This window comes from Salinivirga sp. (genome assembly GCF_035268865.1).
Lineage (GTDB): Bacteria > Bacteroidota > Bacteroidia > Bacteroidales > Salinivirgaceae > Salinivirga.
Map to the genome: position 1 here is coordinate 1 of NZ_DATFKB010000178.1, position 24,488 is coordinate 24,488.

Annotated in this window: 17 protein-coding genes; 11 read left to right on the plus strand and 6 right to left on the minus strand. The window is 39.5% G+C overall.

The window, feature by feature from the left end:
* Window positions 1-163 precede the first annotated feature (163 nt).
* Window positions 164-331, minus strand: coding sequence for a hypothetical protein (locus tag VJ937_RS10740; protein WP_324066940.1), 168 nt, complete (start codon window positions 329-331; stop codon window positions 164-166).
* Between the two features lie 180 nt (window positions 332-511).
* On the opposite strand from VJ937_RS10740, the gene VJ937_RS10745 reads away from it, so the two are divergent.
* The 11 genes from VJ937_RS10745 to VJ937_RS10795 all read left to right on the plus strand — a co-directional run bounded on the left by VJ937_RS10745 (window position 512) and on the right by VJ937_RS10795 (window position 17,987).
* Window positions 512-1,786, plus strand: coding sequence for a DEAD/DEAH box helicase (locus tag VJ937_RS10745; RefSeq protein WP_324066942.1), 1,275 nt, complete (start codon window positions 512-514; stop codon window positions 1,784-1,786).
* Between the two features lie 635 nt (window positions 1,787-2,421).
* A complete protein-coding gene (locus VJ937_RS10750) occupies window positions 2,422-3,096 on the plus strand; it encodes a hypothetical protein (protein ID WP_324066943.1) in 675 nt (224 codons plus the stop codon).
* Window positions 3,097-3,378: 282 nt separating this feature from the next.
* Window positions 3,379-4,494, plus strand: coding sequence for a tocopherol cyclase family protein (locus VJ937_RS10755; RefSeq protein WP_324066945.1), 1,116 nt, complete (start codon window positions 3,379-3,381; stop codon window positions 4,492-4,494).
* Between the two features lie 239 nt (window positions 4,495-4,733).
* Window positions 4,734-6,083 carry a multiheme c-type cytochrome gene (locus tag VJ937_RS10760; RefSeq protein WP_324066947.1) on the plus strand — a complete coding sequence of 450 codons (1,350 nt, stop codon included), beginning with the start codon at window positions 4,734-4,736 and terminating at the stop codon, window positions 6,081-6,083.
* A gap of 186 nt (window positions 6,084-6,269) precedes the next feature.
* A complete protein-coding gene (locus VJ937_RS10765) occupies window positions 6,270-7,469 on the plus strand; it encodes a hypothetical protein (RefSeq protein ID WP_324066949.1) in 1,200 nt (399 codons plus the stop codon).
* 354 nt (window positions 7,470-7,823) lie between these two features.
* Entirely contained in the window at window positions 7,824-9,224 is a 1,401-nt protein-coding gene (locus VJ937_RS10770; RefSeq protein ID WP_324066951.1) for an alpha/beta hydrolase-fold protein, read from the plus strand.
* 1,528 nt (window positions 9,225-10,752) lie between these two features.
* The gene (locus VJ937_RS10775; RefSeq protein ID WP_324066953.1) at window positions 10,753-11,859 is read left to right on the plus strand and encodes a DUF4369 domain-containing protein; all 1,107 of its coding nucleotides are present in this window, start codon (window positions 10,753-10,755) and stop codon (window positions 11,857-11,859) included.
* 638 nt (window positions 11,860-12,497) lie between these two features.
* Window positions 12,498-12,662 carry a hypothetical protein gene (locus tag VJ937_RS10780; protein WP_324066956.1) on the plus strand — a complete coding sequence of 55 codons (165 nt, stop codon included), beginning with the start codon at window positions 12,498-12,500 and terminating at the stop codon, window positions 12,660-12,662.
* A gap of 26 nt (window positions 12,663-12,688) precedes the next feature.
* Entirely contained in the window at window positions 12,689-13,105 is a 417-nt protein-coding gene (locus VJ937_RS10785; protein ID WP_324066958.1) for a hypothetical protein, read from the plus strand.
* Between the two features lie 71 nt (window positions 13,106-13,176).
* Window positions 13,177-13,881, plus strand: a complete 705-nt coding sequence (locus tag VJ937_RS10790; protein ID WP_324066960.1) for a hypothetical protein — start codon at window positions 13,177-13,179, stop codon at window positions 13,879-13,881.
* An 80-nt stretch (window positions 13,882-13,961) separates the two neighbouring features.
* Complete coding sequence (locus VJ937_RS10795; protein ID WP_324066962.1) at window positions 13,962-17,987, plus strand: choice-of-anchor Q domain-containing protein; 4,026 nt, start codon at window positions 13,962-13,964, stop codon at window positions 17,985-17,987.
* A gap of 16 nt (window positions 17,988-18,003) precedes the next feature.
* Here the strand turns inward: VJ937_RS10795 and VJ937_RS10800 are convergent, their stop codons facing one another.
* The 5 genes from VJ937_RS10800 to VJ937_RS10820 form a co-directional block, all read right to left on the minus strand.
* Window positions 18,004-18,180, minus strand: coding sequence for a hypothetical protein (locus VJ937_RS10800; RefSeq protein ID WP_324066964.1), 177 nt, complete (start codon window positions 18,178-18,180; stop codon window positions 18,004-18,006).
* A gap of 427 nt (window positions 18,181-18,607) precedes the next feature.
* Window positions 18,608-21,748, minus strand: a complete 3,141-nt coding sequence (locus tag VJ937_RS10805) for a beta-phosphoglucomutase family hydrolase (RefSeq protein ID WP_324066966.1) — start codon at window positions 21,746-21,748, stop codon at window positions 18,608-18,610.
* Window positions 21,749-21,778: 30 nt separating this feature from the next.
* A complete protein-coding gene (locus tag VJ937_RS10810) occupies window positions 21,779-22,981 on the minus strand; it encodes a hypothetical protein (RefSeq protein WP_324066969.1) in 1,203 nt (400 codons plus the stop codon).
* Window positions 22,982-23,110: 129 nt separating this feature from the next.
* The gene (locus VJ937_RS10815) at window positions 23,111-24,148 is read right to left on the minus strand and encodes a T9SS type A sorting domain-containing protein (RefSeq protein ID WP_324066971.1); all 1,038 of its coding nucleotides are present in this window, start codon (window positions 24,146-24,148) and stop codon (window positions 23,111-23,113) included.
* Window positions 24,149-24,230: 82 nt separating this feature from the next.
* Window positions 24,231-24,488: HupE/UreJ family protein (locus VJ937_RS10820; protein ID WP_324066973.1), on the minus strand; the 258-nt coding region annotated here is incomplete at its 5' end.

Here is a 24,488-nt window from a genome sequence, read left to right on the forward strand (position 1 = left end):
TTGACTAAGAAAAAACTTGGGACTGGAAATTATTACATCAACGAGCCATTGTTTAATTTATTGACAACCAGGTAGAATAATGCACTGGCGGCAACAGACTATAAATCCAATAGCCGCCGTGGCTTGTTGGATAAGGACGTAGGAATTTGAAAATTTTGTACTTTTATAAGGCGACAGTGGTAGCGGCTACTGTATTTATGGCTAAAAGTTGTGAGTTGCCCTGGCAATCGGCAACATCAGCACCCCATTTGTCTTCCTGATATTTGCCTTTCACATTTAGAAGATCGTGATATTTTCCGTATATTTGCAGCGCCAATAAAATATTTGGCACTTCAATTCATGGCGTAAGCCAAAGCTACAAAGAATATTCTCTCATTTACATCAGACAATACTTTTTTGAACGCCGGCTCACTGAGCTATTTAGCTCATTTGCGCTATGCAATTGAAACATAATTAAACATTTGTTTCCCGGGTGTTGAAAGGCCGCGGGAAAAGTAAAAAACACTATGCAATGCAATTTAATGAACTAAAAATTATACAGCCTGTGCTAAAGGCACTAAAGGAAGAAAATTATGCTGTACCTACTTCCATACAGGAAAAAGCTATACCATTAATAATCGATAGAAAAGATGTGCTGGGCAGCGCGCAAACCGGAACCGGTAAAACGGCAGCTTTTGCCATACCCATTCTTCAACATTTGTACAACGACCGCCAAAACTATAATAAGCCGCGCAAGATTAATGCGCTCATTATTACCCCAACACGCGAACTGGCCATTCAAATAGGTGAAAGTTTTTCGACCTATGGAAAATATACCGGAATAAAGAACACTGTAGTATTTGGTGGTGTGTCGCAGGGAGCGCAAACCAACGCGCTTAAACAGGGTGTGGATGTTCTGGTTGCCACGCCGGGCAGGCTGCTGGATCTTATGAATCAGGGTTTTATAAAGCTAAAAGATGTGGAGTATTTCGTGCTTGACGAAGCTGATCGTATGCTCGATATGGGTTTTATCAACGACATTAAAAAAATCATTGAAAAACTGCCGGTAAAACGGCAGTCGCTGTTCTTTTCGGCCACCATGCCCGATAATATTGTGGCGCTGTCGAAAAAGATATTGCATAAACCGGTGAAAGTTGAAATCAATGCGGTTTCATCTACGGCCGACACACTGCAGCAATATCTTTATTATACCAATAAGCAGGATAAGAAAAAGCTCTTGCTGCATATTCTGAAAGACCCAAAAATTGAACAGGTTTTAATGTTCTCACGAACCAAGCATGGTGCCGATAGAATAGCAAAACATTTGAGCAAGAAAAAGATTCATAGCGCTGCAATACATGGCGATAAAGCACAAAACCAGCGACAAAAAGTCCTCAATAAGTTCAAAGACGGAGAGTTGCGGGTGCTGGTAGCCACTGATATTGCCGCAAGGGGCATCGACATCGACAAACTGAAATATGTGATTAATTATGATATTCCTAACCTGCCCGAAACCTACGTGCATAGAATAGGAAGAGCCGGAAGAGCAGGAGATGAGGGTATCTCCATATCTATCTGCGAACCGGAAGAAAATGTATTTGTAAAGGATATTGAAAAACTCATAAACAAGCGCATTGAGGTGATTAAAGACAATCCTTTCCCGCAAACAGACAAACCGATGAACAACGCAGAGAAGAAAGAGGCTGCCAAAGAGAAAGCCAAACGGAAACAGGAATATTTTGCCAACAAAAAGAAAAAGCAGGATAAAGAGAATCAGGCAAAACCAAAGCGGAATTTCAGGAAGTAGGTTTCTATGTTAATAAGTTAATTAGGTTGATTAGTTGAATAGTTGATTGGTGGTTGGTGACTGGTGGTTGGTTGATGTGGAGATTTGGTGATGTGTTGATTAGTGACTGGTTGATTGAGTTAGTAAGTTAATTTGTTGATTGACTTTCAGTAGTTTAATTTTTCTGGAACTCGTGTGCGTTTGTGCCCTTTAGGGTCAGAACGCGGGTAGGAAAGTTGGTAGGTTCGTAGGTTTCCAGGTTGAAAGGTTTGTAAGTTTATAGATTCGTATATTTTAAAGTTGATTAAGTTAAATCGGAGTCCTCATCGCCCAATCGGAGACGTCGCGAAGCCGCAGCCTGAAGCGATCCCTTTGAATAACCGCAGCGGAAGTTTGAAACAGATGGCTTCACTTGCCATCCCACATCCCCCAGCCCCCTGAAGGGGGTGCTGCCCAACCCACAGTTCGTGCGGAATTTAGCCTGATCGGAGACGAACAGTGTGCGTAGGAATTCCTTCAGGGAAACAAAGGGCAGCGCGAAGGCGCAGCTGAAAACTCCCCTTAATTAGTAGCATTTTTAAGTAAAGTATTCCAATTAAAGACTCAACAATTCTTCTCTTCAGTCCGTTACCCTAATGAACCGAAAATACTATTATATGCAAACTTTTGTGAAAATTAGCGACTTAAAAACCAAAGACGAATTGAAAGATGCCTGGAACCTGGCCGATTACAGGGAGCTGATGAGTCGTTTTGAGGTGCCTGATCCTGAAACAGTAAAAGACGGTGAAGTCAAAGATTTTCTGTTTATGGCCATCAATGAGTTCGAACCCGAAGAGGCTGCTGCCATAGTGCTCGACTACAAACTCTCAGACCATTTGAATGAAGGGCAAATCGATAATCTCTCTAACGAGATGTTGAGAGAAAAAATGCCGGAGAAATATAGCGAAATAGACTTTCATAAGTCATTATTTGAGGTGAACCAGTTACTTTATAAGGCTTACAACGGGAAGTTTCCATATATTCAGTTCAATGTGATTGATCTCGAAATGAAACCTGCCGATAATGAAGCAGAAGTCAATAAAGAACTTGTTTTGAAAGCCCTCAGCCATGGGTTAAATGAAAATAATCTGTTGTGGCGCTTGTTTGGAGATCAGCTGGAAAGTAAAGTCGCCTTTCCTGAAGCAGATGCCATTGTATGGGACTTAAATGAAAAAGGCGATGATCAATACGAAGTGGTTATTTCGGAGAAATGGCTTACCCAGGACGAGATAGAAAAAACGGAGTATGAATGCACCGTAACACTTTATGATGAAATTGAAGACAATGCCTAATTTTTGGTAAAAGCTCCCCACTGGTTCGCGAGTGCATCGCGGACCTTTTTTTATTGCCTGTATTTTATTCAAATATTCTACTATAAACCATCTCACCAACTTCTTTCTTTTGTGTGTTGCGATTTTCAATGCACTGTGCCCAATTTTCATTAATCTTTGCTAAATTTATTCATTGAAATTGGTTAACCGAACATCAAATGTTCGCTTATTCCGGGATTTTAGAAGGCTATTAACAATTGAAACCGCAAATAGACTTTATCATGCATTAGAAAAGAGGCCATAATGAAATTAAAAATTGATCATATTTGCTATTCAATCATTGGCTTAATCGTAGGCTTTGCTTTTACCGCTGCGCACGCTCAGGAATTAAAAAAGGAAGTTCTTTTCGAACAATACAAAATGATGCCTTTTTACAACCTTAAAAAAGTGGGTAACACTAGTATTTTTCAGGGCAATAAAAAGAAAAATAAATACTTTGAAGGTTGGTACTTTAAAATGGTTTCGAAAAATGGAGAAGCTATTCTGAGTGTGATCCCGGGCATTTCATTATCTAAAAATGGTGATGAACAACATGCTTTTATTCAATTAATTAACGGCGTTACAGCCCAAACCAAATACTATTCATTTCCCATTGAGGCGTTTTCATTCTCAAAAAAGGAATTTGCCGTAAAAATTGGCGATAATTATTTCTCAAAAGATAAGATTATTCTCGATTTAAAGGATAACGATTCCACTGTGTCCGGAAAGGTAGAAATGTTCAATCTTGTTGATTATGCATCAGGCAGATTGCTGAACCCTGGAATCATGGGATGGTATCGGTTCGTGCCATTTATGGAGTGTTACCATGGGGTAGTTAGCCTGACACATAACCTCAAGGGCAAAATTAAAATCAACAACCAAATTTATGATTTTGATAACGGTCGCGGGTACATTGAAAAAGATTGGGGATCGAGCATGCCCTCATCATGGATTTGGATGCAAAGCAATCATTTTAACGACGCCAATAGCTCATTCATGCTCTCCATTGCCAACATTCCCTGGCTGGGAAAATCATTTAACGGCTTTTTAGGTTTCTTTTATCACAATAATAAAATACACCATTTTGCCACCTATCGCTCCACAAAACTGCATTTGGAAATTACGGATTCAAATGAGGTGCAGATCAAAATTGAGAACAGGAAAAATACCTTTATACTGAATACCCGGTCTAACAATGCCGGTATGCTTAAGGCGCCCGACGAAGGTGCTATGGACAGGAGAATTCCGGAAAGCATCGATGCCACGTTAAAAATTACCATGTTAGATAAAAAGGGAAGCATTATTTTTACTGACAGCACAAGCATTACCGGACTTGAGATGGTGGGAGATTATAAACAATTACAAGGCCTACTAAAATAAATCACCCATCCCGGAACTCTTTTCTTGCCTTCTATACTTAACATTACGTCCTGATTTTGGCATTTTACGCGCCTTTTAAAGCGAAAAGGCTCTAAGTGTCTCCTCTGTTGTCGAGTGGCGGTTTCTTCATGCTGCCAGTAATTTATAACAAATATAAATACCCTTTTAAACAGGGGATTAGCTTGTCTTGCTCTTTTTTTTTTGTAACTTTGGTATAAACACATTAATTACTGCTAATTATGAAACTCAAACTTATACTATTGTTTTCGGCCCTTTTCATTATAATTACTGGTTTTGTGGCCATTAAAGTCAGTACAGATCAGTTCGGCGAATTCAAATATGAGGATTTCGATAAGCCTACTAAATGTAAAACATGCCATAATGCCTTTTACCAACAATGGAAGCAATCCATGATGTCGAAGGCATATACTCACCACTGGGATGAAATAGAATACTTTCAGCTCGCAGTAGCCCATTCAGAAAATGACCCTGAAATGGCCAAAGTTCATGAAGGTTGCAACGGCTGCCATACGCCCATGGCCTACCTTTCCGGTGATGTGCCTCCACCAAGACCCGAAGAAGGATCAAGGGCCAATGAAGCGGTTTCATGCGAAGTATGCCATCTTATTAAAGGAATTGATGGCGATACGGCTTATAATCACAACTACATCATGACCAGCGGCAATACAAAATACAGCTCCCGCAAAGGAGGGACAAATTCGCCGGAACATGAGATTATGAAATCAGAATTGCATAGTAGCGCTAAATTCTGCGGTATTTGCCACAACGAAAAAAGTTCCTTTGGTGCCTGGGTAAAATCCACGCAACTGGAATGGGAAGAAGGTCCTTATTCTAAAGAGGGTGTGCAGTGCCAGGATTGTCATATGACCAAAGCAAATACCCGTACCGCAAGTATGGGCAAAAAATACCCTGATGCCAAACTGCATTTGTTCCACGGTGCTCACGATCCCGGTAAACTTAACGGGGTAATCGAACTGCGTGTACAGCCTGATGTGAACGAAACCGTTCCAGGAGGTGTAGCCGTTTTTACCGTGGCATTATTCAACCAGAAAACCGGGCATAAATTCCCCACCGGATCGGTCGAAGACCGCATTGTGTGGTTGCACGTAGAAGCAGAGGATGAAAAGGGAAATGTTTTTCATTTGAAAGTGGATAAAAAAGACTTTGAAGGTGAAGAGTATACCATTGCCAGCAATGAACTGGCTTATCAGGATATGGGTGTGCCATTGGAGAAGCCTGATTTTAAAGGTGTGCAACGTGAGGATGTTCCAGTAGGCGACCGCATTTTTCGCATGCCGTATTTCGACCCACAGGGCAGAATGACTCTCATGCAGTGGAATACAGCATCTTTGGGTGTAGATTACCGTATAGGTCCCAGGGAAACCAAACTGGAGACTTTTACCTTTAACCTGCCTTATGAGGTAGCGCCAGGTAAACTTAAAGTTACAGCTGTGCTAAATTACCGACTGCTCGTAAAACCCGTGGCTGAATTACTGAATGTTCCCGAAGAGGAATATGCCATTCATGAAATCAATCGTCAATCTACAGAAATAACAGTGTTACCATAAAAATAATTAATTATCAGCTTTTATGCATATTGATCTAAATTGATTTTCTTCTTTTGCCCCGTGCCCTAAAGGGTGGAAGAAATTCAATTACACCGGCCAGTTGGCTGATAAAAGGCAAATAATTGATTTTCAATAATAAGTCCGTGAAGTAAGCATACAAGTGGATATACATAAAAATTAATCATTATGAAACGAAAACTACTTTATACCTTATTAGTGTTTTTTGCATTTGGATTTATCGCTGAAAAAAGTTCTGCAATACCTGCTTTTGCAAGGAAATACAGACTTAGCTGTAAAACTTGTCATAGTCCTGCTATGCCGAAATTGAAGCCCTATGGCGATACGTTTGCCGGCAATGGCTTCAAGCTTTCAGATGAAGAGGCGCCGCGCTATTTCGTGCCGGCCGGTGATGATAAGTTGTCGCTCATACGAAACTTCCCGTTGGCCGTAAGAATGGACGGCTTTATTAGGTACGACTTTGGAAACGGTGAGAAAACTGACTTTCAGTCGCCTTACCTCATGAAGCTATTGTCAGGTGGACAGTTGAGCGAAAACCTGGCTTATTATTTCTATTTCTACATGGATGAAAGAGCTGAAGTAGCAGGTGTGGAAGACGCTTTTCTTATGTATAATGATTTATTCAACATGGATCTGGATATTTACCTCGGCCAATTCCAGGTGTCTGATCCACTGTTTAAAAGAGAACTCCGGCTCTCTCTGGAAGACTATCATGTCTATACACCAAAGATTGGTATTTCGGATATTAGTCTGACATATGATAAGGGGGTTATGGTTACCCTGGGATTGAACACCGGGACATCATTCGTGGGTGAAATTGTTAATGGTAACGGAATACCGGAAGCCCACGAACGATGGTTTGACAAGGATAAATACAAAAGCTATGTCGCGCGAATATCGCAGGACATCGGAGATTTTCTTCGAATAGGAGCTTTTGCCTATTCGGGCCGCGAAAAACAGTATAATAGTTTAGATGACAATATAATCAACAATGCTTTCGTTTGGGGGCCTGACCTTACATTAACGGTTACTGAAATGTTTGAACTCAACGCGCAGTACCTTACACGTATGGATTCAAAGGTTTTTCCGCATCAAGACAGCATTTCGGCCATAGAAGACATTGAAACTACCGGTATACTGACTGAATTGTTGTTTATGCCAAAAGGCGATGACAGCAACTGGTATCTGATAGGCATGTTTAACGATGTTCAAAGTAACTATGATCAGGTAAAATATCGCTCTTACACCTTACATGCAGGTTATCTCCTGAGAAGGAATGTGCGCATGGCTGCGGAATATTCACTCGTCGATGATTATAACCTGGGCGAATACAACAAAATTAACGTGGGATTCGTGGCCGCTTTTTAGGCTGAATCATTGTTTACCAGAAATTGATGAGCTTTTTTACCATTCGAAAATAGCCCATTTCTCTTATCTATGTAATTGAAGAGGTAAGACGGTGTTAATTGCTTATGGAATAAAATAACGGCATTCAGCCATATATAAACAGATGAAACCTCCATGCTTAAACGTTTAAACACACTTCGCCTTCGCGTAGCTTCAGCGGAGCAAGGCTGCGCCTTCGCATAGCTTCAGCGAAGCGAGGCACGAGTATGATTATTTGGAATATTGCAGGTAAAAAACTTTAAAACAGGCAATAGGAGGTTCCATCCCGATTGGTATCGGGACAGGTAATGACCTTTGAGAATTAAAAATAAACATATGAAACCATTTCTACTACTTGTTTTAACCATGATACTTTTTGCTGCACAGGCTCAGGTTACTTTTAGCCTGGTATCGATCCCCGATTATACACCGGCAGAGGATCAGATTTATATTGCCGGCAGTTTTAACGGATGGAATCCGGGCGATGCGCAATATATGCTTGAAAAAAATGAAAGCGATCTTTGGGAAATTACGCTGACCGGCTTTTCCGAAGGAGAAACCATTGAGTTTAAATTTACACGCGGTAGCTGGGAAACAGTGGAGAAAGGGGCTGATGGAGAAGAGATAGCCAACCGCACCTTTACGTTTGGCAACGGCGATACAGTCGAAGTTACAATCCTCAATTGGGCAGATAACAATGGGGGCGGAGGCGGTAATTCTACTGCTGCAGAAAATGTGCATATTGTCGATAGCGCGTTTTACATGCCCCAACTCGACAGATCGCGGCGTGTGTGGATTTACCTTCCGCCTGATTATGAACAAACTCAGGAGAGTTACCCGGTGATATACATGCACGACGGACAAAACCTTTTTGATGCGGAAACCTCATTTCTGGGAGAATGGGAAATTGATGAAACCCTGAACGACCTGGCTACACAGGGATACAATGTGCCAATAGTCGTGGGCGTTGATAATGGAGGAAGTCACCGGGCAAACGAATATTTGCCGTATTACAATTCAAATTTAAATGGTGGCGGCGAAGGCGATGCGTACATGACGTTCATTGTTGAAACCCTAAAGCCATTTATTGATGCTCAATACAGAACGTTGGCTGATAGAGAAAATACAGGTATCATAGGTAGCTCATTTGGAGGCGTAATATCGTTTTATGGCGCTGTAAAGTATCAGGATGTTTTTGGCAAAAGTGGCCCGTTTTCCCCTGCCTATTGGGCAAATTATGAAGAGCTTTTTGCATTTTTATCCGGAACCGGGTATCAGCACGATGTGCGTTTTTACCAGAATGTAGGCGAAAATGAAGGCGACCAGTATCTTCAAACCACTTACCAAATGGAAGATTCCCTTATTTTTACCGGGTTTGCTAATGTGCAATCAACGGTAATAGCGGGTGGGGACCACAACGAAAGCACCTGGGCTGCTGATTTTGCAGATGCTTACTTATGGCTGTTTCAGGACTATTCAACGACCAATATCAACGAAGTTACGACTGATTTGCAACTGCGTGTGTATCCCAACCCCGTGAAAGATGAGCTGAATATACGCTTCGAGGGTCCAGGAATCGTGTCAGCAATGCAAATTATGCGTATGGATGGCAAGCTTGTAAAAGAATATGGGCAAGCAAAGAAAAAGATTAATGTGGGTGATCTTGAGCCTGGTTTTTATTTCATCTATATACATTTCAATGATGAATCGGCTGTGAATTGTTTTATTAAATTATAGCTGTTTTTATAGTTTTATGCCGGACAGTTTTATAAATCCGGTTTTCCTATTTTTCTAATGCGAGCGTGCCTGAAATGATTATGAATCAAAAAATGAAATGGATTTTTTTAATCCTCGTGTTGGTTCAGGGCCTTCATTCAATTGAGGAGTATGTTGGTGAGCTATGGGAAAACTTTCCTCCTGCAAGAGTTCTATGCAGTTTTGTATCTGATAATCCTGCGACTGGTCTTTTAATTATGAATATTGGACTTTTCGTTTTAGGATTGTGGTGTTGGTTATTCCCAATTGGAAAAAAAATATTTTTATGCCCAATCTCTAGTTTGGTTTTGGATTGCTCTTGAATTAATCAATGGGGTCGGACATTCTATTTGGACAATTATGCAGGCAGCGTATACCCCCGGAATATTGACAGCCCCGATTGTTTTAGTAATAGCAATTGTTTTATTAAGAAAGCAACTGAATAAAAATACGAACATACAACATAGTAAATAAGCTATGGTGTGGTCAGTGTTTATTTAGAAAATCCTGTGAATATCTCAAAACCAGTCTCTATATGGATTGGTCTGTGCCGAAACATCCCTCGCTGCACCACATCTCCTCACATGTGGCTTTCTTGCAGCAGTATAACTTATCTTTCGCATTAATTTTTAACCCACATGCCCGATTAATTATTGCCATCTATTCAGAATACTGCTGGTAAGGATAGTAATGGTTTTTCTGAACTTAGTTATTTGGAAAAATTAGTAATATTGTAACCCAAAGGTTCGGTTATGTGGTTTCTTAACTGAAAAATTACTGATTTATGAGGTTTGGTTTTCATTTTTTTGGGAGTAAATTGTAAGAAACACCCAGGACTAAAATTAGTGAAAGTATTATTTTAAAAAAAGATCCAAAAATTGAATTCCAATTTCTTGATAATGGAATTCAATTAACCGATGCACAAACAGAACGAAATACCGGCTTTTACCCTTATCATGAAATCCAATCCATTGAATTAAACAAGGTTTTGTTTCCCCGGTTAGCCAAATGGTTAAGGGTTTTTACGTGGGTATTAAATGGCGTTCCATATTTTTCCGATGCAGAATCATATAAAAAAGCGAACTTCATTATTCATTTTAGAAAAACGAAGCTTGGTATATGGTTGACGGATACTTATATGGCTGATAAAGCAAAAAGACTAAAGGAGTTATTAGACGAAAAAACGAAAGCAGCAGTTTAGATAGCGCAATAAACCACTCAATAGCATTCAGAAGCTACTAGATATTGTGTCTGCTTGTGCTTAAAAATCGGCCAACAACCAATGGCCAAAAGCCAACAGCTAATAACTAACAGTCAAACTTTTCATCTGACTGTTGTTTTTGTTTTGAGGAATGAGTAACTTTGATAATAACATGAAGGATAAATGAACATAAAACATTTGCTTATCTGCCGGCATTAAGTTGGCTATAAGGTGTTAATAGATTATAGCTACGAGTTATGCTTAATTGTCTGATGAAAATAGCGGGTTTAATTTGTAAAACTATATACTATGAGACATTTAATTTTTGTTTTGTTGATTATTTTATTGGTTTCACTTTCTTGTGGAGAAAAAGAGAATTTTGAAATCAAAGGTGAGGTAAAAGGAATTGACTCAGGCATTGTTTATTTAGGGACAAAAGAATCTGAAAACCAATATGATATTAATCCGATTGATTCCACAGTTTTAAAAAATGGAAGATTTGAATTTAAAGGTTCAGTTAGAAGGCCTCAGAGACGATATATAAAAATTGAAAAGCAACTTGGCTCAATACCTTTGTTTATAGAAAATAGTGAGATAATCATTCAAACGAACCAGAATATATATCCGGATGCTGAAATCCATGGTTCCGAAACCCAAACAGAATATGAAAGATATATTGCAAAGGAGGCACAATATAACGATTCTATTCAAAATTTAGACAAAGCAATCCAAACAGCCATTAAAAATGATAATCAATCAAAGGCCAGTAATTTGCAAAAACAATACTCAAGGGCTCATCATTCTAAATTCAGTTATATTGAGCATTATATGCTATCTGAAGCTCCTTCTATTCTGAGATTATTTGTTTATGAACGTGCAAGAGTTCTGTTTCAATATGATGTTATGGATTCCCTCTATACATCCCTTGACTCATCTGTCTACAGCTCTGATATGGCCAAAAACTTAAAAAAGAAAATTGAAAAGCTGGAAAAAGTTCAACCCGAAAAACCTTATATTAACCTCACATTAAAGGATACGGCAGGAAATAAAATTTCTCTTTCTGATTATGTCGGTAAAGATTATGTGCTTCTGTATTTTGTATATCTGTGTCCTTATATGGATTTGCTTCCCAAAGGGTTTTCTGAGCTTCATGAGAAATATCACGAAAAAGGTTTACAATTATTTGGAGTATACGCTGATACAGATCCTTACTACTGGAAAAAAACAATTATAAAAAATAATTTGAAATGGCCCTTTGTATCAGATATAAAAAATAGAAATTCAGTCGTTTATGAGAAATATGGTAATGTGAATATGATTTTTCATTATCTGATTGATAAAGAAGGTAAATTTATAGGTAAATACAAATCAGCAGAAAAAATAGAAAGCGAACTGAAACGAAGACTTGAAAAATAAAAAACAACGAAGTACAACACCAGCCAAAACTTTTCACTTGTCTGTTGTTTTCGGGAAGGCTGCCTTTTGAGTAGCTTTGAGAGGCTATTTCTGGTAAAAAAGTTCTTTTTTAGCCAAATCACAAAGAAAAATTAGTAATAATTTGATGCTTTTATCGAATATTTTCTAAATATGAATGCGAAAGAATATATAAAATATGTGTTATCTATTGAAAGCTACTCCAGATCGCGCTGATTTAACTTCTTGACCTCAGATATTAACAGCAAATTCGTTTGCAATTAAGATATTCAAGACCTCATAATTGAACGCAATTTTAAACTGAAGGCGCACTAGCAGTAACACAGGACAACGCCCTGTAGTTATTAACCAACAGCCCATTGCCCTGAAGGGGTATTGGCTATGAAGGGTTAGGTGGACCTTGTATGAGACCATAAAATAGTTACTGAGTTGATTTGGAAAATATAATTTTACAAATAATGTGTGAGAACCTATGAAAATTTACGAATGGCATGCACACACATTGCAAAGACTTCAAATTGTAGGAAAACCTTGCCAGGCTTTCAGGAGTGCTTAAAATAGAAATGCAAAGACATTTCAGCAAAGCAATATTTTTCTAAACAACGATAATATCAGTGTTTATGCATACAATTACAGAAAGTGATATTAATTTAGTTTACAGTCTGTTTTCACAAATCAAAACAATAGAGAAAGCCGATATTGAGGATATGCTAGTCTATCTTAAAAGGCTAAATATGAAAAAAACGAAAAAATCCTGGATGTCGGGCAAACATAAACACGCTTAAATTTTGTGATTAAAGGTATTGTCCACATGTACACTTACATTGATGGAGAGATATTCACAATCAATATTTCTTTACCAGGAATGCTCTTCAACTCCCTTGATAGCTATCTGCTTGAAAAATCAACAAGCGTAATACAGGAGACAATTTCGGATGTGGAAATACTATATCTGGAAAAGGTTGATGCAGAACAATTAATGCTAAAAAATAATATATTCTGTTATATCTACGCAAAACTGTTCGAACAAGTGTTAAGTGCGCGAGAGCAGCGTACGCTTATGTTACAGTACAAGGACGCCAGTAAAAGATTTAATCATTTTATCAATCTAATACCTGAGGCAAAATTGTATCTACAAGAGGTCCCACAAAAACTTATTGCCCGCTATTTAGGACTTGCCCCCGAGACTTTCTGCAGGGCTAAAAATCAATACTTAAAAGAACAATAGTGTTTATTGATTTAAATCAATTTAATAGTTTTTTACTTTTTGTTTCTTTGTTTTGCTAATAAGAAAACATCATGAAAAAACTATTTATCAGTCTCTTACCACTTATTTTCATAAGTCAGCTATCACTTAGCCAACAGAGTAGTTCAATAACAGTCAATTATTATTTTTGGGGAAATGCAACCTACAATAGTATTGGTGGCGACTTTGACGGCAAAGGATCATACAATATAGAAGAACTTGGCGATAATACGATTATTTTACCTGATTATGGGCCTTCAGTTGGTTGGGAAATTGGCATGGGAGCCTCTGTAGGCAATCACTGGTTTGACGTAGCATTAGGTTACACGGCATACAACAATGCTACATCTGAATACGCTTCAACCTTAGGAGCGGATGAGGAGATTATAGATGCGTATCTCGGATACTATGAAGCAAATTACGGCTACCGTTTTCTGGACACAAAGCGATTAGACGTATATGGTATAATAGGCTCAGGCGTAAATACAAAATCGGCTAATAGAACTTACACAGCTTCCTTTTCATCAGGTATTACCAAGTATAAAGCGATTAATGTAAATTTAGGCATTAATATGAAGTATTACGCAACAAAAAGAATATTCTTAAATACATCAGTATTATACAAGATATCAAGCCATAGCACAGTTGAAATTTCCAGCGCATCAATAGGAGATTATAGTATTTCAAGTTTAAATGGAAATTGGCTTTCAATAAATCTTGGTTTAGGAGTTAAACTTGGGAAAACAGAATCGTTATAATACAAGAACACCCTAGCAACCAGAACAGCGAAAAGCAACAAGTTAGCCCCTTGTAATTATTATACATTAAATATCGAACAATGAAAAACATCTTTCTAGTTTTAGCCTGCATCATCTCTTTTTCAGCTTTTTCACAAGTTAGATATGTTGCTCCAACCTCAGCAGGAACAGGCGATGGATCATCGTGGGCAAATGCCACAAATGATGTTCAAGCTGCTATAGATTTTATCGAAACATCGGGTTCCGGTCAGGTATGGGTTAAAGCCGGAACTTATACATTAAACACAACTCTGAATTTAAAAGAAAACGTTGAAGTATATGGTGGCTTTTTTGGTGATGAGGCATTATTAAGTGAACGGGATTATACGAACAATATCAGCATACTAAAAGGTAATAATACAGGAAGTGTTATCGTTGAGTGTAATAATTCAGGAGGTAAAATAGATGGGTTTACATTTATGCAGGGTATTGGAAATAATGGAATAGAAATATCTTCATTTTCAAACCCAATTAGTGTTGAAATAGCAAATTGCACCTTTAATAATTTTACGGATAATAACTCTTGTATTCCAATTAGTGGCTATTCTAATGAGATTTCACCGACCATTCAAGACTGTTATTTTTCAAATAACGAAGGGGCAAATGGCCCGGCAATCAGTATTAGTACATATTCCACTGGAGTTTTCAATGGGAACATTATAAACAATCAATTTATCAATAATTCAACCTCAAATAATGGAGGAGCCGTAAGCTTGTATTCACATGGCGAAGCAAATGGAAAAATTAGCAACAATGAATTTAAATTCAACAAATCGACAAATGAAGGTGCGGCTTTATATCTAATAGCTTATTCTGGAAATGTGAACACTGAAGTAAGCCACAATACATTTGCACATAACGTTGCCGTAGAAGAAGGAGGAGCTATAATTATACATGCAAGAGAGGGCGTAATGAATGCCTTTATAAACGCAAATACAATGTACAATAACTCAGCAAAACGAGGAGCAGCAATTCATAATGTGACACGCACAGCTACATCCACACCCGTTATTTCAAATAATGTTATTTTCAATAATACTGCAACTGCAGGATGTGGTGGGATTTTCATAAGAGACTGGTCTGATTACACTTGTACAATTGATGCAAAACTAATCAATAACACCATTGTAAATAATTATCCGGGTGGCGTGCAGCTATACCTACATGGCCCAGGCACGCATAATACAACTATTTCAAATTGTATTTTATGGAATAATGAATCCGGTGAAATCGGGGACCAAATTAGCACAGCAGGTGTAACGCCGGATTATGCAAATTGTATTATTAAAAGAGGAGAACGAGATATGTTCTTCGATGCTAATAACGATCGCATTATGGACGAAAACCCCTATCCGGAAAACTCATTGAGCTGCGACCCTGCATTTATAAACCCTGTAAGCTTTTGTGGAAATGCTACAACTGAAGCTGATAGTCTGGAGCTGGAATCTGCAAACTGGAACCTTCAGCAAATATCATCTTGCATAAATATGGGTGATGCTACGCTTCTGCTACCCCAGGTTGATACAGATATACTAGGTAACAACAGAACTTTAAACGGCACTCCGGATATTGGAGCTTATGAATACAATGGAAGCTTACCCGCAGCTCCCGTATTAAATAATTACACTGCCCCTGTGAACTTACCAATATTAGCCGGGGACGATAATATAATTGAAGTACAAGCAAGCAATATAAGCGGATTCCGTTGGCAATTATTTAATGGTAGCACCTGGGAATATTTGCGCGACACGGTTCCTTTCTACGGAACAGGTTTATCGAAATTAAAAGTTTTTGATATCGGAATGGAATACGATAATGCAGTATTGAGATGCGAAGTGTTTAATGCAACAGGAACAACCTACACTGCTCATATTACGCTCGATATGGAGGTTTTCCCAAATAATGTAATATACCTAACCGAAAATGGAGCGAACAGTGCCGATGGAACGAGTTGGACCAATGCATTACCGAAAGAAAAAATACAATCGGCCATTTGGATGATGAATCGCCGGGGTGGTGGCGAAGTTTGGGTTGCTGCCGGCACGTATTATCCTACTGAAATGCTTGGCATGTATGCATTATCCGAAATACGATATAAGGCTTTTATATTAAAAGATAATGTTAAGTTTTACGGAGGATTTGCCGGTGATGAATCAAGTTTGGCGGAGCGGGATTACAGGCAAAACGAAACGATATTGAGTGGTGATATTGGAATTGAAAATGATGTTACTGATAATTGTTTTTCAGTAGTTTTGAGTTATGAGGAGTGCAGTAACGAAACAGTCATAGATGGATTTACTGTTACCGGTGCTAATCAAGGTACAGAAATAGAATCACCAAGCGGGCAAGGTGGTGCAATAGCATTATGGTCATACTTGGGTCCCAACAACACAGTTGTACGAAATAATATTATTGAAGGTAATAATATGCCTTCGCTTGGCGCCGGAATTTGTGTGATTGGATATTATTATGATGCTATGCCGCTAATTGAAAACAATATAGTTAGAAATAACACCGGCCCAAATGCAGGTGTTTACATGATAGCCTATGGAGGAATCGTAAGTGCTGGTCTTCATAATAATTTAATTAGCAACAATAGTGGAATTGGTGTTAGATGCGAATCATGGAGTCCTTCGTGTACAGCAGAAATCATTAATAATACTATTGTAAATAATGAAATAGATGGTATTGCATGTTTTTCAGCCAGCGCTGTAATAACTAATAATATAATTTGGGGCAATACCCGGAATTTATACGCTTCAGATGCAACAAGCACTGTTGGATATAATAATATTGACAATTCAAGTGGTAATATTGTTACAGATGGCTCAGGTGCTTTTGCTTATGAAATGGGAGGCTTTGAGGCTACAAATACCGCTCTGGATCCTGAATTCATGAATCCCTCAGCTACTATAGGACAAGATCTGGCAACAGGAATAAATTGGCATTTGAGTACATCATCGCCTGCCATCGACAATGGAGACAATAGTTCCGTTCCAGTCACAATATCGTATGATTTAGATGGAAAAACCAGAGTATATGATGGAGACGCAAACGGAAGTACAATTGTAGATATGGGAGTTTATGAGTATAATGCAAGTAATGATGTAACACCTCCTGAAACGCCAATTCTAGCAGACCTCACAGACCAATGTTCTGTATCTGCAACCGCACCTACAACAACAGATGATTATGCCGGAATAGTTACAGGAACAACTACCGACCCAACAGAATACACACAGCAAGGAACCTACGTAATAACATGGAATTTTGATGATGGCAACGGAAACAGTATCAATGTAGATCAAAATGTAATTATTAACGACGATACTAATCCAGACACACCCACATTAGCTGATATTACAGACCAGTGTTCAGCTACCGCAACCCCTCCGACAACTACAGATAATTGTGCCGGAACAGTTACAGGAACAACCACCGACCCAACAGAATACACACAGCAAGGAAACTACGTAATAACATGGAATTTTGATGATGGCAACGGAAACAGTATCAATGTAGATCAAAATGTAATTATTGAAGATTATACAGATCCAACACTCGTCTGTATTGGAAATCAAACAAAACAATTATCAGAAGGTGAAACAGTTTATACCGTTTCAGGAACAGAATTTGACCCAACAGAAAGTGGTGATAATTGCGATGGGTTCAGTATTATAAATGATTTTAACGGTTTAACAACTTTAGAAAATGTAGAATTCCCAATCGGAATAACTACAGTTGTTTGGACCATTACAGACATTGCAAATAGGGAAGCTCAGTGTACTATTGACGTTCAGGTTAACGCTTTTGTTTCTACAGGAACAATGCAACAGAAGGGAATTTCAATTTATCCAAATCCTACAACTGGAATAATAAACTTTGACAATACAAAAAATAGTATTCAACAGGTTAAAGTATTCGATTTGGCAGGAAAAACCATTATTACAAAAGTTAATATTCAACAGAACGGAATTATTGATTTATCAAGTTTTGAAAGCAGTATTTATATTGTTGAATTTCAGACGAATAATGAGATTTTTATAACTAAAATAGTGAAAGAATAGTTGAAAATTAAATCATTTACTGTACATTCCATCGCGTGGTTTCAGCTTTGTTAAGCTCTCCGCCAGCTGGCGGATCAGTTGCAATCCGTCCATGATCATCAGAGAAATATCCACGAGATATAAGATATAATTCAACTACTCCGGAGTTGTAATTGCCAGGATACCAAATTACCCCGCATTTTTCATTCGCCATCCGCGTTCGCTGAACCTATAGGGGAAGTGAAAGCTTTGCTATGGCGAACTAGCTTATGCGGGGCTATTCACACTAAACCATTCGTGTTTTTCTAATTTAATTTGAGTTAAAAATAGAATTACCCCCGCAGGGCACTGAGTTGGTGGAGGGTTGGGTTGTACGAATCGAAGTGAAGCCTTACCTTTTTTCAGACAGTGCTAATTTAGACATTCTTCCTTAGTTTTAAAAGCTTCAGAGAGGAGGCTAACCTTCGTTACAAAGATCATGGTAGGTTGGTTTGATATTTTTATCCCTGCTGGTTCGTAATTGCATCGCAGACCTTATTGCATGCTGCCGTGGCTTTATAATTAGACTAAACCAACCTAAAAAACAAAACCCCAAACAGCGCATTCGGGGTTTTCTTTTTCACTATTAGTCTATTTAGAAATTAGTACTTCACTTTCAATTCTTTGCGATTTTCCATGCTGTGTGTTTTACCGCCAATGATAAACTCGAAGTTGCTTTTGCACTCTTTTGTGGGTCTGATCACAATTTCATCGTGCGTGATGGTGTAGTTAAATTCTTCACCCTTGTACAACACGTTAAACGAGATGCGATTCCAGTGGTCGGGCAGATTAGGTGCTATTTCAATGGTGTTGTTCATTTTAAGCCCGGCAAAGTTTTTAATAATGATGTCGAGCGAACCTGCCATTACCCCGGCATGAATGCCCTCGCGGGTGGTGCCGCCCTGGGTGTCGTAAATGTCGCTTTCCATGGCGTTGCTAAACCATTTCCACAGTACTCTTTTGTCTACATTCAAATATTTAAGCACGTAGCTGTGCACCACGTAACTCAGCGTAGAGCCATGGCTTGTACGTTTAATGTAATAATCGAAATTTTTGCGTAGCAGGTCTACCGGGTCGCCACATTGATAACCGAGTCTTTGAAGGGTTTCTTTTACCTGCTGAGGTTGCAGCAGGAAGAACATCATCAGCACGTCGGCCTGCTTCGAAACCTTGTAATTGTCGGGCGAGTCGTTTTCCGATTTCAATATGCGGTCCATGCGACGAATGTTGCCGTATTTTTCTTTGTAATGTGCCCAGTCGAGTTCCTTCAGGTCGAAATAACCGGCATACTGCTCTATAATGCCTGATTCGTCCATGGGTACATACAGTTTGCTGGCAATGGCTTTCCAGCGTTTTATTTCATCCTTTGTCGGATTGATGCGTTGAGTGAGAGTTTCCGGCATTTCGTCAAGCAGCTCCACGGCCCGGTTCAATAACCAGCTAACCATTACATTGGTATAGGCATTGTCGTTAATTCCGCCCTCCTCATTCGGTTTGCCCGGATATTTTTCGTGAAATTCGTCAGGTCCCATCACACCATTTATATGGTAGCGTTTGTCGGTTTCGTTATATTCGGCAATACTTGCCCAGAAGCGGCAAATGGCATAAAACAGGTCGCTGCCATAATTTTCGAAAAAGGCATCATCCCCGGTATACTTCATGTATTCCAGTACATCGTAGGCAATGGCAATGGATACGTGGCGCTGCCTGCGGCTAAGGTCGGGCCCCCAGTCGCCTGAAACGGGGTTGTAGTGTATTTCTTGTGTTTCTTCTTTACCGTCGTCGGCAGTTTGCCATGGAAACATGGCACCGCTATAGCCGTGCTCCCGGGCATAAGCTCGTGCGTCATCGAGGCGGCGGTAGCGGTATTTCAGAAATGCGTTTACAATTTCCGGGTAGTGCTTTACAAAGAAGGGTAGAATGTACACTTCGTCCCAGAATATATGTCCGCGGTAGGCTTCGCCATGCAATCCGCGTGCGGGTATGCCGGCATCGAAGTTCTGGTTGTGGGGCGAACCGGTAACAAGCAAATGGTAAGTGTGCAGGCGTGCCACCTTTTGGGTAAAACGATCGCCTTCGATCTTTATGCCGGTCTTTTTCCACATGCCGTGCCAGTAGTCGCGGTGCGATATGAACAGGGTTTCAAAGTCGGCAGCATTTTCGGCATTCATGCGCGACGATTGTTGTGGATCGGCCACATCCATATCGCGCGAAGTGTAAATGGCTGCTGTTTTTTCGAGTTTATATGTTTTTCCCTTTTCTGCATTAAACTTCAGGTGTTCATATATCTCCTCATCTTTTTCCTGCACCCTGGAGGTGTGCAACTGGTATTGCTTTTCATCTTCAAACAACTGGTTGCGAATCGTGGTATGGATATCAACCTTTGATGCATTGGTACGTGCATGCAGATACACGGTTCCATTTTCAGCATGCTTATCAATCACATCAAGGTGTTTGGAATTCAATTGCCTGTAGCGGGGTACACCGTAGTTTATAATGGAACCATCAATACCACTGATGATGGTAATTTTTTCGTTGTAATTGAGTGGTGTAATTTCATATTTGATATGTCCGTGGTGCGGCAATTGTATATTGGCAAACCGTTCTACGTTTATTTCGGTTTCCCTGCCTTTTTTATCGCGCACTACCATGTAACGGGTCATAATGGCATCGCGCATATTAAGGCGGTGCTCATACTCCAGTACTTCGCAATTGGCAAGGGTAAGCGGCTTTTTATCTTCGCCTATTTTAAATTGCACCAGTAGCCAGTTGGGCATATTCACAAAGTCGTTGTTGAATATGGTTTTATCGTGTACTTTTGACGGTGTTTTGTTAAACACACCGGCCACATAAGTTCCCGGGTAGTGGGTATCATCATCGGCGCGTTCACTTTCAAAAGCACCGCGCGATCCGAAATAGCCGTTTCCGGTGGTGGTAAGCGCTTCGCGCAGCATCTCCTCTTCAGGATTGTAGCCATGGTAAGTCAGGTGCCAGTTGTCTTCGTAAACATCGTTTTTGAACCATTGCAGCACGTTTTCAAATGATATTTCTTCCATATCGTTTACAACAATATCGGCACCATTGGCCAGTAGAGATTGCTTGTCGCCTGTACGCGTGATGCCTAAAACAAGACCAAAGTTACCATTGCGACCGGCCTGCACACCTGAAATTGCATCTTCAACCACCACACATTCTTTGGGATGCAGTCTCATATTGCTGGCGGCTTTTTCAAAAATGTCGGCTTCGGGTTTTCCTTTTAGCTGCAGTTTTTGCGAAACTTCTCCATCAACAATGGTTTCGAAACGCTCGGCGAGGTTTACACTTTCCAGTATAAACCGGCAGTTTTTACTTGACGAAGCTACACCTATCTGGATGTTGTGCTTCTCTAGTTCTTTGATGAAAGTCAGTGTGGAGTCATACAAATCAACACCTTCATGTTTTATTACCTCTCTGAATGCTATGTTTTTATTGTTTCCAATACCGCAATAGGTCATTTTTCCGGCTTTGTCAGACGGGTCGCCAAATGGGAGTTTAAATCCGCGTGATTCAATGAACGATTGAACCCCTTTGTACCTTGGTTTTCCATCTACATAGGGTACGTAATCATCTTCATAAGTAAATTTCGGGTCGGCTCCTTTGCTTTTCAAAAACTCCTCAAATGTGCGCTTCCATGCGATGAAATGCACATTGGCAGTTTGCGTTATTACGCCATCTAAATCGAATATCACTCCCTTGACTTGCATATAGGTGTATTTTAAGTTTATGTTTTGTAATTACTTTATAGCCAGCTTGTTAAAAATACTAACCAGTATGTCGGGTGCAGTAACAAACAGGCATTGATTCCTGTGTACTCTTTCAAGCACCTCATTCATGAGTTTTTTGTCTTCCGTTACAAAAATAACAGCCACATCTTTTGATTGTTCGGCTACTTTTTTCACCATCGCCACATCTGAATGTGTATCCCCGCAAATAAGATTCCAACCGTTTTCTATTTTAAGGTTCAATGTTTCATTTAAATACATCACTCCGTCGCCTTTGTCGAAATCTTTTGTGCCGCCTTCATCACTGTTTACTGTTAGAATAATTTCAATATCTTTTCCGGTATCTTCAATGCGGAAATAGTGCTTGCCCGGGTCTATTTCATTTACTAATGCCACTACAGACTTAAAAAATTCCTGCGATTCCTTTTCAGAAACAGACTTGCTGACATCCTGACGCGCTATGGTGGTTTGTCCGAATTTATGTTGAATGCCCGAACCTATCAGTCCGAACTTCTCGTATGCCGGGTTTTTGAGTAATTCATCAAGTTTATCGTTAAGGGCATCCAGCATGGCTTGTTTTTTTTCGGCAATAGCCAGTTGTTGTCGTTTACCGTTAAGCATAAATTCCCGGCCTTTCGAGGCTGCATAAATAAAGTCTTCATCGGGTGTTGTGCTTACATCCACAAGACCCGGATCCTGCAATGGTGCTGAGGTGAGCACGATGCTGTTTTTGGCTTTTTTCCTTGCAAAACGTGTAAGGTAAACAGCATTATAAAGCGACTGAATGGAGGAGCGATAGCGGCCGCAATAGTTGTTGATGGTTCCATCGCGGTCAGTGATCAGGTTTTGAATGTTTTTACCGTTTAAAAATTCAACACCTTGCTGAACTTGTTCTGAAAAACCGGGGTGTATGCTGCTTAGGTGACTAGTTAGGGCTTCTTCACCGTTTTCCAGAAATACAATATCTCTTTTAAGTTCATCTATCTCATAACCCAGGTCGACTTCAATGGATTTTTGCGCATCTATTTTGAGTATAAAGCTCTTGCCTTCGCGAGCAATGTTTTCGAGTGCATCCAGAGCATTTTTCAAATCTTCAATTTCGCCCTTGTGTGAAATCCGGTTATTTTGAAGATATTCAGCTACCATTTTTTTCCTGACCTGCCGTGTGGCTGCCATGGTTTTATAAAAGTCTTGTAACGTATTAATTTTTATCATCTAAAACCTTATTTGTTAAATTATTTTTTTCAATATTTCGCCCGTAAACTTTGCTGCAAGCTTGTGCCTGTTAGTAATTTAGTGAAATCGTTTTATATTTTCAAATAAAACAGAACAATCGAAATCGATCTATTGAATTACTATCTTTTGGGGTTTGACCAAATTTGTACTGTTTAGAATATAAACGCCTTCCGGCAAATGCGGCAATTTGATTTGTTCTACAGGTTTTGCGCGTTTAATTATGAGCCGGCCGTTCATATCAAAAATAGCTACATCGGATAAAGGCTGACTAAAATGCAATGTTTGTTGAGCTTTTATTGGGTTAGGATACAGGTCAATGTTTGTTTGATGTATGCTAACAATACTTTGAGGATCTTCGTCAATCATGCGCATACTTTGTATTTCATTGTTCCAGGTCATTTGCACTTCAACTACTGGCACGCCATATTCGGGTGTGTAGAATTGCAATCCTTTTGTGGAATCTACTGCCACATCATCTTGCATAAGGTACCAGCTGCCAATGGAGGGTTTGCCATAAAGGTCGACTTCAAAGATGGTCGCGTTCGACACTTTAAACGCTGGGTAAGCATATTGCAAGGTTGTTACTGTGCCTGTATCTTCGACCATTGTACTCGCAGTTATTTGTATGTCGAAGCGCACAGAGTCATGAAACGGTACACTAAGATTAAAATCCTCGGGAGTTCCCTGGATTTGATGGCTGATTGTTTCAGAGCCACCTTCGCCTATGGTCAATGGAAAGTGCAAATATTCAGGTGCCGGATCGAGCAAAACAGGAAATAATGTTCCATCCATATCCATTAACATTCCGAGCAGGTACAAATAGTTATTCTCCAGATTTAGACAGGTGTAGCTGTTGTCCTGGTTTTGCATCACCAGGGTAGACTCGGGGAGTGTGTCAAGTTCAGGAAAATCGTTTTTGCTATATATTTCAATTGTTCCACTCTGGTTCGGTTGTAGCGATGAAAAATTCCACATTTGTGGGTCAATGCTGTCTGCCGGAATCCAGTCGGTGGTATCAAGTTGCAGTTCACGGGTATAAAAAAGATCTCCAACAGCCCCCAAATCGCTTGATGAATAGGTCAAATCTTGTGTAAAGGCTGTTGTACAGATGCTTAAGGTTAGAAATATGAGTATTATTTTTTTCATATTCGGGATTTTTAGGGTTTCGGTAATTCAAAACTAATAAAAATCGTGTATTTGGCGGTTAAGCAATCGTTAAACCTGGCTTTTAAATTCTGTCAATAATCATAATAATTGAAGTACCAATGCCTGCCCCGGATAGTAAAAAAATCCAGTCGCGGAGCTTTATTGAGGTGATACGAAGCACCAGGAAGCTTAACAAAAGCAGCGATGCTACAATAAGGATTTGTCCTGCTTCTACACCCGTATTAAATCCAAAAAGTGGCAATATGAGACTGTTTTCTTCACTAAGCAACATGCTGAGATAATTAGAAAATCCCAATCCGTGTATTAATCCAAAGAAAAG